General features: G+C 45.7%; 15 protein-coding genes. 5 read left to right on the top strand and 10 right to left on the bottom strand.

All coding sequences use genetic code 11. The annotated features are described in order from the left end of the window. Positions 1-171 precede the first annotated feature (171 nt). Positions 172-381, top strand: a complete 210-nt coding sequence (locus G4O42_RS03295) for a cold-shock protein (protein WP_007408879.1) — start codon at positions 172-174, stop codon at positions 379-381. A gap of 286 nt (positions 382-667) precedes the next feature. Here the strand turns inward: G4O42_RS03295 and G4O42_RS03290 are convergent, their stop codons facing one another. Further along, on the bottom strand, positions 668-1,714 hold the full coding sequence (locus G4O42_RS03290) for a TolB family protein (RefSeq protein ID WP_032872563.1): 1,047 nt from the start codon (positions 1,712-1,714) through the stop codon (positions 668-670). 65 nt (positions 1,715-1,779) lie between these two features. Continuing rightward, complete coding sequence (locus tag G4O42_RS03285; protein ID WP_014417081.1) at positions 1,780-2,148, bottom strand: septal ring lytic transglycosylase RlpA family protein; 369 nt, start codon at positions 2,146-2,148, stop codon at positions 1,780-1,782. Between the two features lie 363 nt (positions 2,149-2,511). On the opposite strand from G4O42_RS03285, the gene G4O42_RS03280 reads away from it, so the two are divergent. The 4 genes from G4O42_RS03280 to G4O42_RS03265 all read left to right on the top strand — a co-directional run bounded on the left by G4O42_RS03280 (position 2,512) and on the right by G4O42_RS03265 (position 7,301). Next, a complete protein-coding gene (locus G4O42_RS03280) occupies positions 2,512-3,552 on the top strand; it encodes a 2,3-butanediol dehydrogenase (protein ID WP_007408876.1) in 1,041 nt (346 codons plus the stop codon). A 188-nt stretch (positions 3,553-3,740) separates the two neighbouring features. Beyond that, positions 3,741-4,238: an RNA polymerase sigma factor SigV gene (locus G4O42_RS03275; RefSeq protein WP_003155802.1), complete on the top strand. Its 498-nt coding sequence runs from the start codon at positions 3,741-3,743 to the stop codon at positions 4,236-4,238. Next, positions 4,238-5,098 carry an anti-sigma-V factor RsiV gene (gene rsiV / locus G4O42_RS03270; protein WP_007609813.1) on the top strand — a complete coding sequence of 287 codons (861 nt, stop codon included), beginning with the start codon at positions 4,238-4,240 and terminating at the stop codon, positions 5,096-5,098. Before G4O42_RS03275 ends, rsiV begins: the two co-directional genes overlap by 1 nt. Before the next feature lie 271 nt (positions 5,099-5,369). Next, positions 5,370-7,301: an acyltransferase family protein gene (locus G4O42_RS03265; protein WP_032872565.1), complete on the top strand. Its 1,932-nt coding sequence runs from the start codon at positions 5,370-5,372 to the stop codon at positions 7,299-7,301. 41 nt (positions 7,302-7,342) lie between these two features. Here the strand turns inward: G4O42_RS03265 and G4O42_RS03260 are convergent, their stop codons facing one another. From G4O42_RS03260 to gutB, 8 genes are all read right to left on the bottom strand, one after another. Then, entirely contained in the window at positions 7,343-8,347 is a 1,005-nt protein-coding gene (locus tag G4O42_RS03260) for an SPFH domain-containing protein (RefSeq protein WP_029973761.1), read from the bottom strand. Between the two features lie 26 nt (positions 8,348-8,373). Further along, positions 8,374-9,132 (bottom strand): TPM domain-containing protein, encoded by a 759-nt coding sequence (locus G4O42_RS03255; protein WP_032872567.1) that lies wholly within the window; start codon positions 9,130-9,132, stop codon positions 8,374-8,376. Beyond that, positions 9,132-10,157 carry a TFIIB-type zinc ribbon-containing protein gene (locus G4O42_RS03250; protein WP_032872569.1) on the bottom strand — a complete coding sequence of 342 codons (1,026 nt, stop codon included), beginning with the start codon at positions 10,155-10,157 and terminating at the stop codon, positions 9,132-9,134. Before G4O42_RS03250 ends, G4O42_RS03255 begins: the two co-directional genes overlap by 1 nt. A 50-nt stretch (positions 10,158-10,207) precedes the next feature. Beyond that, positions 10,208-10,894 (bottom strand): PspA/IM30 family protein, encoded by a 687-nt coding sequence (locus G4O42_RS03245; RefSeq protein WP_032872571.1) that lies wholly within the window; start codon positions 10,892-10,894, stop codon positions 10,208-10,210. Positions 10,895-11,007: 113 nt separating this feature from the next. Continuing rightward, positions 11,008-11,325, bottom strand: coding sequence for a YjdJ family protein (locus G4O42_RS03240; RefSeq protein WP_032872573.1), 318 nt, complete (start codon positions 11,323-11,325; stop codon positions 11,008-11,010). 233 nt (positions 11,326-11,558) lie between these two features. Next, positions 11,559-12,521: a carbohydrate kinase family protein gene (locus G4O42_RS03235; RefSeq protein WP_032872575.1), complete on the bottom strand. Its 963-nt coding sequence runs from the start codon at positions 12,519-12,521 to the stop codon at positions 11,559-11,561. Positions 12,522-12,622: 101 nt separating this feature from the next. Next, positions 12,623-13,999, bottom strand: a complete 1,377-nt coding sequence (locus G4O42_RS03230; protein WP_032872604.1) for an MFS transporter — start codon at positions 13,997-13,999, stop codon at positions 12,623-12,625. 73 nt (positions 14,000-14,072) lie between these two features. Beyond that, on the bottom strand, positions 14,073-15,134 hold the full coding sequence (gutB, locus tag G4O42_RS03225; RefSeq protein ID WP_032872577.1) for a sorbitol dehydrogenase: 1,062 nt from the start codon (positions 15,132-15,134) through the stop codon (positions 14,073-14,075). Positions 15,135-15,188: the final 54 nt, after the last annotated feature.

The following is a 15,188-nucleotide window of genomic DNA, read 5'->3' as shown; positions in this document are numbered from 1 at the left end:
TTATTTATCCAAAAAGAAAAAATAAGAAGACACTTATTTGCATATACTGTAATAACAGGAAGACGATGCACCCTCATTGGAAATCTGGATAGAAAAAGGAATTAGGAGATTAGGGAAAAGTATGAGACAATGAAGGAGTGCACGAAAATTCATAAGGGAAGAAGTGACTTTATGTCTTACTACAACAAACGTAATCAGGAACCGCTGCCTAAAGAAGATGTCAGTACGTGGGAATGCACAAAAGAGGACTGTATCGGCTGGAGCAGAAAGAATTTTGCCGGCAGTGATACCCCGACTTGCCCCCTTTGCGGCAGTAAAATGATCGACGGCGTCCGTTCGTTGGTAAATCTCCAAAACAATAATCAAACGGCATCAAGTTAGACCTCCCTTTTACGAGTCTCAACATAGAGAAGGCCTCCATGTCTCATGAGAGGCCTTTGCGTTATCATGCCCTTTTATGATGTAAAGGAGCAATGAACATGAAAAACGATCGGCAGCAGAAAGATCTGAAGGAAATGGCAAAACGGCGGAAAATGAACCTTGCCGCCAGTCATTCATCGAAACGCTTCATTTTGCCGTTCCGATTCTCCGTTTTTTCAAATGGCTCGCCTCAGCCGCAGCCAGCTTTGTTCATTAAAAAACACCCAGCGGGCGCTGAGTGTTTTTTTCATGATTGGATGACGGAAAAACTGTTGATAATGCCGTTGTCATTTTCCCAGACTTTTTCGCATTTTTTCGTATCCAAATGATAAGCATAAATGGTCCGGACCTTCGCATTCCGCCCCGTTTCATCCTTCAGACGCTTAGCGCCTTTTGCTTCCGCCATGAAATAAATAATGCTGCCGTCTTTAGAAAACTGAGGCTGGGCATCAATCAGCGGAGTGAAGTCCTTCCCGTTTGAGATAATCGTTTCATCTTTTTTCGACTTGACATTCATCAGACGGATGGACGCTTTTTGTTCCGTCCCTTTTTGTGTATAAGATGTAAAGACAAGGTTCTTTCCGTCCGGTGACACCGCCACGTCGCTGATAAACTGTTCAAGGTTTGTCAGATCCTGAAGGTGTTCTCCCGCTCCTGCTGCAAACCGGATATTCGTCGGTTCAGGGTCAATCCCCTTCTCATTTGCCTCATCCGTTTTTTGATAATCCTCTTTCACGGAATAATGCAGAAGCGCAAAATCGTTTTGGCTGCGGTTATAAAAGAAGCTGCTCACACTGTCGTCTTTCTCATCGGCGGCGGGATACAGATTTTCGTAACGTTTCGTTTTCAAATCAAAAGATGCGAGACGGAAAATATCTTCATCCGCTTTTCCGAGACGGAAATAAATGTGCGTCAGATCCTTTGATAAAAACAGACTGTCAGCGCTTGCCGTTCCTTTATAAAGCACCGTCTTCTTTTTCGTCTTCAGATCAAGCTTATACAGACGCATCTCATTTTGGTCATTATTCCCGACAAAATAGAGCACCTGATGGGCGTCATCCAGCGCAAACGCCGGATATGCCGAAAGCTTTTCCTCGTACAGCACGCGGCCGTCTTCGTAATATTTCGTCATCAGATCTTTGTCTGTAATGGAAACAAGCAGCTTGTCATGGCCGCCGGAGACAACGGCTTTCCCGCCGCCGTCGCTTTTTCCTTTAATCAGTAAAACGGCCGCGATGACCGCCGCCGCCAAAACGGCGGCCAGCAACATCCAGATCCATCGTTTCTTCTTCATTATCAATCTCTCCGTCAATCAGAAAAAGCAAGAATCAGTGTCCTTGCTTTTTAAGATGGTCTATTTTAATAGCTGTAGTGTCCGGATACTCTTCCTTTGCTTAATGGATATCCGAGCGCTTTGAACGCTTTCGGGCTGACATCCAATACGGCATTCGGCATACGGCCTACATCATTTTTGTATACGGTAATAACCTTTTTCGGTTTTGCTTTCGCATAAGCTCTGATTTTCGTTCCGTTTCTCGGAACGTCAAATCCTAATTTTGTCGCGCAATCCCAGTGTCCCAGTTTTTTACCGGAAGATCCTTTTTTACCGACTCCATTATACCATGTAATATTTCCGTTCACTTTTTTAGCACTTGCATCAGAAGAGTAACTGATCGCTCCCAGCGTGCTTCCTGCTAAAATCAATAAGGCTAAGAATAACTTCTTCAAGCTTTCGTCCTCCTGATTCTTTATTCTAGGCAAAATTATACACCAAGAAGACGATTATAATATTTCAATCACTTTACATGTTCATTACAACGTGATGAGACGTGCACATAACGACGGCACAATTTCCTGTTCTATATAATTCCATGGTAAATTATACTACAAAATTTAATTCATTAGCGTTATAATATTCATAGAGTATTTCTGCATTCAATATGGACTTTTTATAAGGCCTATTGATAGTTGCATAATATGATATATTTTGAGAAATCAGGCTTTAGGAAGCAGGCACTTTATTCCTTTTAACCGTGGTTCATATTGATCATGTACCTATACTCGTTTCAATCAGACTAGGAGTGATAATCAATGAAAGCGGCAAGATGGCACAATCAAAAAGACATTCGAATCGAAAACATTGATGAACCTAAAGCAGAACCGGGTAAAGTCAAAATTAAAGTCAAATGGTGCGGGATTTGCGGAAGCGACCTTCATGAATATTTGGGAGGCCCGATCTTTATTCCGGTCGGCAAACCTCATCCGTTAACAAACGAAATGGCTCCCGTCACGATGGGTCACGAATTCTCAGGAGAAGTCGTGGAAGTGGGCGAAGGCGTCAAAAATTACAGCGTCGGCGACCGTGTCGTCGTGGAACCGATTTTTGCCACACACGGACACCAGGGAGCCTATAACCTTGATGAACAAATGGGATTCTTAGGCTTAGCCGGAGGCGGCGGCGGATTTTCTGAATATGTATCCGTTGACGAAGAATTGCTGTTTAAGCTTCCTGAAGAGCTTTCTTACGAACAGGGCGCGCTTGTTGAGCCGTCAGCGGTAGCGCTTTACGCCGTCCGCCAAAGCAAATTGAAAGCGGGCGACAAGGCGGCAGTTTTTGGCTGCGGACCGATCGGGCTGCTTGTGATTGAAGCCCTGAAAGCGGCCGGCGCCACAGATATTTACGCGGTTGAACTTTCACCGGAACGTCAGGAAAAAGCGAAAGAACTCGGCGCTATCATCATTGATCCGTCAAAAACGGACGATGTCGTTGAAGAAATCGCTAAACGCACAAACGGCGGCGTTGATGTTTCTTATGAAGTAACAGGCGTTCCTGTCGTTCTCCGCCAGGCGATCCAGTCAACAAACATTGCCGGTGAAACGGTTATCGTCAGCATCTGGGAAAAAGGAGCGGAAATTCATCCGAACGATATCGTCATCAAAGAACGGACCGTAAAAGGCATTATCGGATACCGTGACATCTTCCCTTCCGTTCTTGCACTGATGAAAGAGGGCTACTTCTCAGCAGATAAGCTCGTCACGAAAAAAATCGTGCTCGACGATCTGATTGAAGAAGGCTTCGGCGCTTTAATCAAAGAGAAAAACCAAGTGAAAATCTTAGTCAAACCGAACTAAACCGTTCAGCTGAATATCAGACACATCCGAAAAAGAGCCGTTCCGGCTCTTTTTTTCATCTCTTCGTCTTTCCTTCCTTTTCCTTTTAAAAATGATCCCCTCTGCGCAAACTATTTTTCACCCTGTCCCGTCTATCCTTAGGCAGCAGCCTATGATACGTATTTTTAAAAAAGGAGCCCTTTGAAGCAATGAAGAACGAAACAGCCAAAGCGTCGCTTGTGACGTGCATAACTGAGCGCAAGGAAGACTTTTACCGGCTTGCGTACAGTTACGTAAAGAACAAGGATGACGCGTTAGATATTGTTCAGGAATCAATTCAAAAAGCGCTGACATCGGTCGAATCCGTCAAAAACCCCGATGTGATCAAAAGCTGGTTTTATAAAATTTTAGTGCGCACGGCCATTGATTTTCTCCGCAAACAGAAAAAACTGAAAGTGATGGACGATGAAACGATTGAGTTTTTAAGCCGCGGAAAGGAAGATCACTACAAAGACACGGACCTTCACGAAGCGCTTGATGACCTGCCGCATCAATATAAAACCATTATCATTCTGCGTTTCTTTGAAGACCTGAAATTAGAAGAAATCGCGGACATCACGGGGGAAAACATCAACACCGTCAAAACACGCCTTTACAGGGGGCTGAAGCTCATGCGCATTCAGCTGACAAAGGAGGATCTTTCTTAATGGAAAAGAGATTAGAACAATTAAGAGAAGAGTATAAAAGTGTGCCCATTCCTAAGGAACTGGACAGCATTGTCGAAAAAGCCCTTCAGCAGAAACCGAAGAAAAAACGAATCGTGATGTGGCCGACATCCGCGGCAGTCGCTGCGGCCGTCTTATTTACCGCCGTTGTCAATATCAATCCGGATGCCGCACAAGCCATGTCTAAAATCCCCGTCATCGGCAAAGTCGTCCAAGCCATCACATTCACGGAGATGAAGGAAGAAAAGAACCAATCAAGCATTGATGTGAAAACGCCCGCTCTGTCCGGCCTTTCCGATCATAAACTCGAAGACAGCATCAACCGGCATTATATGAAAGAAAGCAAAGAGCTGTATCAGGAATTTATGAAGGCGACCTCAAAAAGCAAAAAAGGCCACCTCAGTATTTACAGCGATTATGAAACCGTTACTGACACAGCGGATTTGATCTCAATCCGCCGTGATATCGAAAAAACGCAAGCTTCATCCTATACGCAAAGCCGTTACATCACGATTGATAAAAAGAATGAGGCCGTGCTTACATTAAAGAGTTTATTTAAAGATGACCGTTATATTAAAGTCATCAGCCAAAATATTAAAGAACAAATGAAAAAACAGATGAAAGAAGATCCGAATAAAATATACTGGGTCGAAGATGATGATATGACGGAGCCTTTTAAAGCCATCCGCGCCGACCAGAATTTTTATATTACAGATAAGCACAAACTTGTTATTTCATTTGATGAATACGAAGCGGCACCCGGATATATGGGCGTTACAGAGTTTACAATACCGACCTCCGTCATCTCCAAGCTGCTTGTCGGAGACCGCTACATCAGATAAAGAAAGAAAAAAATCCATGATATCCGCAGATCATGGATTTTTTCTTTCGTCCCGCAACAGCCAAGATGCATAAGGGACCCTTTTCATATAACAGACGCCGGACGGGGGCTGAAAAGTTTAAGAAAATCACAGCATTTCATTCATTTTTTCTGAAACAAAATCCCCTTCCGAATGCGTCTAATTAACGGAACAAATGGAAGACTGTACAGAAATCTGCCATAGCCATCCGCAAAACAGCGAGAATTTCCGCACACATTATTGGAGGAATACCATGTCAGACAAGTCACTGCATCACCGCTATATTCCCGGACTGGATGGACTTCGCGCCTTTGCCGTCCTCGCAGTTATCGCATATCATCTGAATTTCAACTGGGCCGACGGCGGTTTCATTGGTGTTGATATCTTTTTTGTTTTATCGGGGTATTTAATTACATCTATTATATTGCCTGCCCAAGGCAATGCCATTACCCTTGATTTTCGTGATTTTTGGGTGCGCCGGATCAGGCGGCTTCTGCCGGCGGCTTATCTCATGATTATCACGACGGTCATTTGGGTCGTATTGTTTAACAGCGAGCTCCTGCATACCGTACGCGGGGATGCGGTCTCCTCACTTTTTTACATAAGCAATTGGTGGTTTATCTTTCATCAACTTTCTTATTTCGACAGCTTCGGCTCCCCTTCGCCATTAAAAAACCTTTGGTCGCTGGCGATTGAAGAACAGTTTTATATCATATGGCCGTTCCTGCTGCTTGCGGGAATGTACATATGTAAAACACGGGCCCGGCTTGCGGCCGCGGTCATGTTCCTCGCGTTATGTTCTGCAGTCGTAATGAGTATGATGTATGTGCCCGGCGGAGATCCGAGCCGCGTTTATTACGGGACGGATACCCGCTCATTTGAATTGCTGATCGGCTGCGCTTTAGCTTTAGTGTGGCCGATGAAACGATTATCTTCCAAACGGCTGCCGAGCAGCATGAAACACCTGCTTCACGGGACGGAGCTTGCCGCTTTTGCCGCGCTGCTGCTTTGCGTCTTTTACACGGATGAATATGAACCCTTCCTGTACAAGGGCGGCATGCTTTTGATCAGCATCACCGCAGCGGTTCTTGTCGCATGTTTATGCCATCCGAGCAGCTTTTTGGGACATGTCCTTTCATGGAAGCCGCTTCGCTGGATCGGAACGAGATCATACGGAATCTACCTTTGGCATTACCCGGTTATCGTGCTGAGCACACCCGTACAGGAAATCGGAAATCCGGTTTATTGGCACTGCGCCGTCAGAATCGGCGCCACTTTCATTCTTGCCGAGCTGTCTTACCATTTCATTGAACAGCCGATCCGCACTGCGGGCTTCCGGCCATTTTTACGCCGCGTGTTTCTGAACCGCTTTCTGGAATGGAAGACGTCCTCTGTCATCAGCCGAATGTCGCTCGGCCTTATTCTTGCCGCCATTCTCGTATTTGCGGGCGGGCTGTCAGGGATAGCCGAAGAGAAAAAACAGCCGCAATGGACGTACGCGCAAAATGATCAGCAAGAAACCGCCGCCTCTTCGCACAAAACGGCCGATCACGATCAGCCTGCAAAAGAAGAAGACAGCAAGAAAAAACACGGCGGCGAAAAAACGGACACCGCGTCAGACAAAAACAAGAAAGAACCAGCAGACAAATCAAATACAAAGAAAAACGAAGAGAAAAAGGAACGGTCATCTCAAAAAGCGGCTGATTCAAAACAAACACAGCCTCAGCAAGACGTGCTGGCCATCGGTGACTCGGTGATGCTGGACATTGCGTCATACCTGCGGCAGTCCCTCCCTCATGTCACCATCGACGGAAAGGTAGGAAGACAAGTCTCTCAAGCACTCCAGCTCACTTCGGAATATGCGTCATTTAATCAGCCGGACAAAGCGGTCATCATCGAGTTAGGGACGAACGGCTATTTCACAAACAGCCAAATTGAATCACTGATCAGCTCCTTTTCAAAAGCCGATATCTATCTTGTCAACACACGTGTGCCGCGGCAGTGGGAAAGCAAAGTAAACGAATCATTGCGCCGGCAGGCCGAGTCACGGAAAAATGTGACGCTTGTCGATTGGCACGCAAAAGCATTGCAGCACCCTGAATACTTCACACCGGACGGCGTCCATCTCATACCTGAGGGATCAAAAGCGCTGACATCCCTCATCGTTCAAACAATGAAATCATGACAAAAAAAGAGGCCCAAAAAAGGCCTCTTTTTCGTATATCGTCACGCAAGCTTCTGTCCGCAATTCGGACAAAAATTCGCGCCTTCCGTTTTCGTTCCGCAGTTCGGACAGAATTTCGGCTTAGCCGCTCCTTCCGAGCCGTTTGCCGGTGCCGTCCCCTGATTCTGCTGACTTTGATCTTGCTGCGGCTGGTTCTGCTGATTTTGGTTCATTTGGTTCATCATTTGATTTGCCACATTCATTCCCATCATCATGCCCGCCATGTCTGAGGCGGCGCCGCTTCCGTTCATTTTGCCGGATGACATTCCGTCCGTCATGGAAATCTGCTGATAGCGGTTCACATCGCCCACCATACCGTAAGAGGCATTTTTCGTAATCATATCCTGAACTTCCTGCGGATAGTTAAAGCTCATAATATTGAAGCCCGTAATCGACATGCCGTCTCCGATCAGCTGCATATCAAGATCTTCTTGAATCCCTTTTCCGATTTCAAAGGAATTCGACTGCAGATTGAACATGTCTTTTCCTTCTCTGGTGATCCATTTCATCAAAAGCTGATCGAGAATAGACGTAATCCGGATTTTAATGTCCTCCACTAAATAGCTGTCTTTGACACCCGCAATCTTATCAATCAATCCGATGTAGTCAATGACCTTGAAGTTAAATGTGCCGTTTGCGCGGATCGGCATACCGCCCGGCATACCTGCCGCCGGAATGTTGATGGCGTTTTTTGTGCCCCATTTCACGGTGAACTCCTTCGTATTCACAAACAGCACTTCAGCCCGCATGCCGCTGTTAAAGCCAAACTTAAACCCTTTTAGTGTAGATAGAAACGGAATGATTTCTGATTCGATATCATAATCGCCGTCATCACGGAAAATCCCTTCAATTTTCCCGTTGTATAAAAAGATGGCATCCTGTCCCGGCCGGATGATCAGACGGCTGCCTTTTTTAATTTCACGGTTGTTCCATTTATAGAAAACCATGTCGTCTCTGAATTCTTCCCATTCCACCACATTTGCTAACTGATTTCTGAAAAAACCCATGTATGCTCAAATCCTTTACATATAATTTAAAAACTACCCTTGCTTCCGCTGTAACTCGTGCCGCCCCTCGTGACTCCGCCGTCATTGTCATTATCTTTATCAGGCTTTTTTTCTCTTGTAACGTCGGTTCGGATATATGTGTCGTGCTGGCTCAGCACTTCAGACGTATCGTGATCCATATACGTGCTGCCGGTGACGGTGACCTTGCCGCCGGAATTGTACACCATCACAGTGACGGCGATTCCGGCCGCGGCTGCGGCAATAATGAGCTGAAACCACCATGTGAGCAGCAGATTGTCAGACTTGTCGTCCGGGCTTTTCCCCATATCTTTATAAGCCAACTTGATGTAGGTCTGAAACGCCTTTTCATAATGGCCTGCGGAAATATCTGACGAGATCGTATTTCTGATCGTATTCAGCCGGCTGTTATTCAAATACGTCTCCGCCTTTTTATATCCGGAGATAAATACTTCCCGATTTTTCATATCAATGGTCAAAATCGCCGTGCTTCCGCTAAAATGACTGTCATAAAAATCACCGGCGTACTGCTCGATATCCTTACCGCCCGTTCCATTTGCGGTCAGAATGATAAAATCGGTATGGCGCTTTGCCCCGAGCTTCCCGGCCAATTCCTCAAGTTTCTTCGTTTCATCCTTCGTTAATAAATGAGCATTGTCATAAACATGCTTCTGTTCCGCGGCAGACGCCGATGTATGTAAACCAAAAGACAGCATCAGAAAAAGGACGAAGCAGAAGAGACACGCTTTTTTCATCGATACTTTCATCAAAAACCGCCTCCTATCATAAGTGAGACGAGTCTTAATGCTAAAAACGCACCGGCGGTTATGCCGCCGAACCACGCGGCCACTTTTCCGGCACTGATCGGCGGTTTGCCGACAACCTTGCCCGTCTGCCCGTTCATCGCAAAAATGTGTTCAGCCCGCTCATAGTCGTAGCTGACCATCCAGACCGGAAGCAGTACGTAAAAGCTGCTGATTTTATCGGTCTGAATCTGCTCATCCGTAATGTCAGCCTTCGTATATCCGGAGAAGGTGGATCTGATATAAGAATCAATATAATGGCTGATTTTATCCTTCGCCCGCGGAAAGAGATCGTCATCGGTATAATTGTACTTTTCCGCTATATATCCCGCTAAATAGGCCGTATTAAACTCCTTCAGCTCACTGTATGAGTAAGGCTCCAATTTGTCCATTAATTCATCACTCATTTTTTCTGAAGCGTCGACCGGAATTTTGAGATAATCAAGATTGATATCGCGGTACGCGTTGTAATACTCGGTCTCCGTCACCCGGTATTCTCCATCATCATAGTGATGCACTCTCGTACAAACGGCATTGACCTGAACCTTGCTGTTTAAGTCAAACATCCAAAACGGCACGTACATGCCCGTTATGCTCTTCACCCGATCGGCAGACATAAATCCTTTCGGTGTCAGACGGCCGTTTCGGCACCACTTTTTAAAAGCGTTCATGGCTTCTTCTTTACTGATCGTAAAAGGAATCACCATCGAAGGCGCGAGATTTCCCGATAATCGGTCGGCGAGAACGGCGGCTCCTCCGCAAAACCCGCACGTCGTGGCCGTCGTTTCCGCCTCAGTCATTAATACCGCGCCGCAATTCTCACATCGGTACTCGTTCGCCTCATTTTCGGAAAATCTCGTCGTTATATACTCTTTTGGCAGGCTCTCAATCTGATCCTGCCGCCCGCAGCTGTGACATGTCAGCATGCCGGATGAACTGTCAAAGACCATATCATCGCCGCAGTTCGGGCATTTATAAGAAATGATCATTCTGTTTCTCTCACTTTCTCTTTATATCGGACAAAACTGCAGCCCGCTGTCTATTGATCTTTACTGAAAAGCATTTTCTGCTTGAGCGCCGCCAATTCATCATCGACACTGCTTTGATTGCTGTCATATTTAGCCGTCAGATCGTCAATATCGTCTTTCGGAGACGCGTTCAGCTCAGCCATCGCATTGGCATGATCAAGCGCTTGGTTGACCTTGTCTTCCATTCTGCCGAAAGCTGTCATCGATTGGCCCGCATTTGACACAGAGGACCCCAATTTGTTCATTCTCTCCTGCGTCTTTGCCACAGACCACTTCGCTTTGATGGCATTTCGGCGCGACTCAAGCTCTCCGATATCAGCGACAAGCTTGTCATGCATTTTGCGCATTTGAGACGCGTTGGAAGAAGCGAGCTGATAAGCCGTCTGCAGCTCAGTCAGTCTTGATTCAACAGCCGCTTTCCTTTCCAAAAATGTCCGCGCATCGGCTTCATTGCCGGCCTGCAACGCTTTCATCGCATAACTTTCCATCTTTTTGGCATCAGCCTGGCATTCTGTTAACGCTCTTTTCGCCCGCTGTTCCTCAGCCATGACAGAAGCCGTCTCCGCTTTCACTTTTCCTAAATCATTGTTCAGATTCCGCAAATATTGATCAACCATTTTTTCAGGGTTTTCAGCTTTATCCAGCAGCGCATTGATATTGCTTGACATGATGTCTTTAAATCTTCCTAAAATACTCATTTTTCATTTTCCTCCCAAAATTAAATAGTAACAAGTTCATAGTTATATATACTGTTTTTTTCAAAAAAAGTTTCATTTTCTCATGAATTTATGTATTTTATATGAAAATAGTCTCATTCAACCCATTTGTACCGGCGGAAATTTTTCACGACCAGATACAGTGAGAACAAAAAATAAATAAAAAGCCCGATCATCAACCCGCTCACTAACGGATAATGCTTCGCCGCATACACAAAGAAATCCAGCTGCGAAATCTGTTCCGGACTTGTAATCGTATCCGTCCCATTCAAAAGCTTTGAGAATTTAGCCGTATAATTCCAATCAAACGAATCAGAAACAAGCTCACTCCCCTGATACCAATTGACAGCGGCGAGACAAAGAAAACAAAAAACAGAAAACGCGCATTGCACAATAAGAAAAACATGTTTCATGAAAAACATTCCTCCGCGGTTCAATATCACAGGCCGTCACACTATACATGACGGCAGCAGCAGAAACTTGGTTTTACTCAGAACTGATAAAAAAGTTATTGTATGTACTTCACAGCGGTTCAATTTACTGGATGCCTTTCTAAAGTATACCGTATATCGAAAAGGGTTTCAGACCTAAATAAAAGAGGATGCTTCCCGAAGTCCGATGACTTTCAAGAAGCATCCTCGATATTTTACAGTGATACTTCAACCTCTTTTAAACTCGGCAAAGCATCGATCGCACCGATTTTGGTGCACACGAGCGCCCCCACCTTATTGGCAAATGAGACAATATCACGCAGCTTCGCAAAATCTTCGGCTGCTGTCTGAATCTCATCGGTGCGTGCCAGCTGATACAGCGCCGCGCCGACAAACGCATCTCCCGCTCCCGTTGAGTCTATTGATGTCACCGGAATGCTCGGAATGATGTCAATATCCTTCCCATTTGAAAGAAGGGTCCCGCTTTTCCCGAGTGTCACCGCCACAATATCGGCCCCGAGCTCATGAAGAACCGCAACACCTTCTTTATGATCCTTCGCACCGCTGATGATCTCAAGCTCTTCGTCACTGACTTTCACAAAATCACTTACGGCAACGGCTTTTTTTGCGGTGTTTATAAACTCTGAAACTCTTCCTTTCCATAAATCCTCACGGTAGTTAGGATCGAAGGAAATAAACTGTCCATTGTCTTTCGCAATCGACATCAGCCGTAAATAGGCTGAGCAAAACGGATCAGATAACAATGCCGTCGCTGATCCGAAATGAAGGATTTTGGCATCGTTTACCTTTTCCAGATCAATATCATCCAGCGTAAACAAAGCGTCCGCTCCTCTGTTAAACACAAAGTCGCGCTCCCCGTTTTGTTTTAATGAAACAAACGCAAGCGTTGTAGACGCTTTCTCATCTATGACGAGCATAGAGGTATCGACATGTACGGCGTCCAATGTCTGCTTCAGAAAATACCCGAACGGATCTTTGCCTGTTTTTCCGCTGAAAGCCGCGTCTCCGCCCAGCTTAGCAATCGCTGCCGACACATTCGCCGGTGCGCCGCCGGCACTTTTTAAGAAATTGCGCCCTTCCGTCAAATCAACATCCACATCGGTACAAAAGAAATCAATTAACAATTCTCCAATACAAATAACAGATTGGCTTCCCACATTATCACACTCATTTATCAATTCTCGATTATAGTTTCAGTATAGTGCTTTCTGTCATAAATACAACCGTTTACATAGAATATTTTAAATTTTACGTATACTTATCTGGCAGCCCTTTGCTCCAGATCAGACATCATCTGCTGATATTTTTTTTCAGTTAAAGGATAAAAAGAAATAAGAATAATAGACAGCAGAATGAACAATCCCGGAATGAGCGCATTCATATTTTTAATCGCATTCAATGACGAGACCGTCTGATCGGTATTCGCGGCATATCCGGCGATTCCGAGATAAACGGCCGAAAATGACCCGGCTAACGCAACTCCGAGCTTATTGATGAAACTCATGCTCGAAATCACCACGCCATCAGCCCGGACTCCGGTTTTCCATTCCGCATAATCGACACAATCGGCAACCATTCCCCAAGCAAGCGTATTTAAAGGCGTCGTAAAAAATCCCGAAACGAAAAGCCAAAAGAAAATAAGCGGCAGCGAAGAATACGATGTAAACTGAAGGCCCGCATAAGAAATCAGCGATAGCGCCGCCGTGATGATCATAACCTGCTTCCGGCCCCGCTTCTCAGAAAAGAAAGGAATAAACAGATTGCTGATCAGCGCTGCGCCGAAAAACAACACGGTTCCTAAAAACACAAATTCCTTATGGCTGACGTTATACGTAAAATAGTACACCATCGTGCTGAGCTTAATGTTAAACCCAATCGCAAACGCCAAAAATGCAGAAACCAAAATGAGCAAAGGCTTGTTTCGGAACAAAACAGACAACGTCTTTTTCATTCCTTGTTTTTTTCTTTTTTCAGGCTGAATCCGTTCCCGCACAGTAAAGAAACTGAACAGATTCAATGCGATGCTCACCGCCGCATAGATAAGCGCCGTCATTTGGAATCCAAACGCCTGATCTTTCCCGCCGATGGCGTCCGCAAGCGGTGTCGCACAGGAAATCGATAACAGAATTCCGATATAAACCAAAATCATCCGGGTCGTCGTCAGAACCGTCCGTTCCTCCACGGAATTCGTCATCCGCCCCGTTAAGCTGTTGACCGGAATCGTCTGCATGCTGAAGGACATCCCAAGCAGAATATAAGTGATATACGCATAAACCATGTTCCCCGTCTCGCCGAAATGGGGGGTCGTGAAGCATAAGAACGTAAATAGCGCAAAAGGAAACGCCACCCACAAAAGATACGGCCTTGCCTTTCCCCATCTTGTATTCGTCTTGTCTAAAATCGCGCCCATAATCGGGTCAAAAATAGCGTCCAGCACCCTTACGATAAGAAACAAAGCTGCAATGACCGCAGGCTTAATGCCGCCGACGTCTGTATAGTAGAATAATAAGTATGCGTTTACAAACTGAAAGATAATATTGTACGACATATCGCCGAATCCGTAGCCGATCCGTTCCATCCAGGACAGGCCGCGATATTTCGTCTTTACTGCCGCTGCTTTTTCTGTTTCAATCATCATTTCCCACCCCAAGAATCCGTTTTCATTTTTGATAAGCAAGAGGGAGAATGCAAAGATCCTCCCCGTTCACTCAGCGATTTGGATACACCATCACTTTTAAGCATTCATTTTTGTATTGAAAGGCCCGTTCCATCGCCTCTTGCGTCTGCTCCAGCGGATATTGGTCCGTTATAAGGTGCTTCGTGTCCACTATGCCGGAAGCGAGAAATTCAATTCCATTCGGATACGTATTCGCATAACGGAAGATTCCGTATATATCAATCTCGTTATCTGCAATAAACGGCACATTGAGCGGAATCTCATTCTGAGAAGGCAAACCGACAATCGCCAGTTTTCCGCCCCGGCGCACGGAAGCCAGTGCGGATTGCAATGCCGCCGGATTCCCCGCTGTTTCCCAGGCAGCATCAACGCCTCTGCCATTCGTGATCGTTGTGATTTCTTCACCGGCATCCTGTTCCCGGACATTAATGACATGCGTCGCGCCCATTTTTTTCGCGGCATCTAACCGCAGCGGCTCCAAGTCGGTCACAATGATTGTGCCTGCCCCGTATGCTTTCGCTGCCGCAACAGCCATTAATCCTACAGGCCCCATTCCCATAATCGCAATTGTTGATCCGGGCTGAAGCTTTGTTCTCGCGGCCGCATGAATGCCGACAGAAAACGGTTCGATCAAAGCCGCATCTTCATAGGATAGTGAATCCGGAATCGAGAAAACAAAGTCCTGACGCATTTTGATATATTGGACAAACGCGCCGTCAACCGGCGGTGTCGCCAAAAACTGTACATCCGGGCAAAGATTATAACGCCCCTCCTTGCACGCCTCACAGCGTCCGCATGTGACACCGGGTTCGACGGCGACACGGTCTCCCACCTTGAATTGATCGACAGACGATCCGACGGCGGCAATTTCCCCCGCGCATTCATGACCGAGGATAAATGGTTTTTCCACTACATAATTGCCTATTCTGCCATTTGTATAGTAATGCAGATCAGATCCGCAAATTCCGACAGCCATCACCTTTATCAATACTTCATCATGATTGATCTCAGGCACGGGCAATGTTTCGATTTTGATTTCTCTCGTGTTGTGCATAACCGCCGCTTTCATGTTTTGAGGCACTGTGTGAGTCATTTGGCAAAATCCTTTCTCTGCTTTGAAATGTAAGTGCATACATTTTTGTTTTCT

It is taken from the genome of Bacillus sp. LUNF1 (assembly GCF_011008975.1).
GTDB classification, from domain to species: Bacteria; Bacillota; Bacilli; order Bacillales; family Bacillaceae; genus Bacillus; species Bacillus velezensis.
Note: the sequence above shows the minus strand (reverse complement) of the source record. Positions and strands in the feature narration are given on the sequence as shown.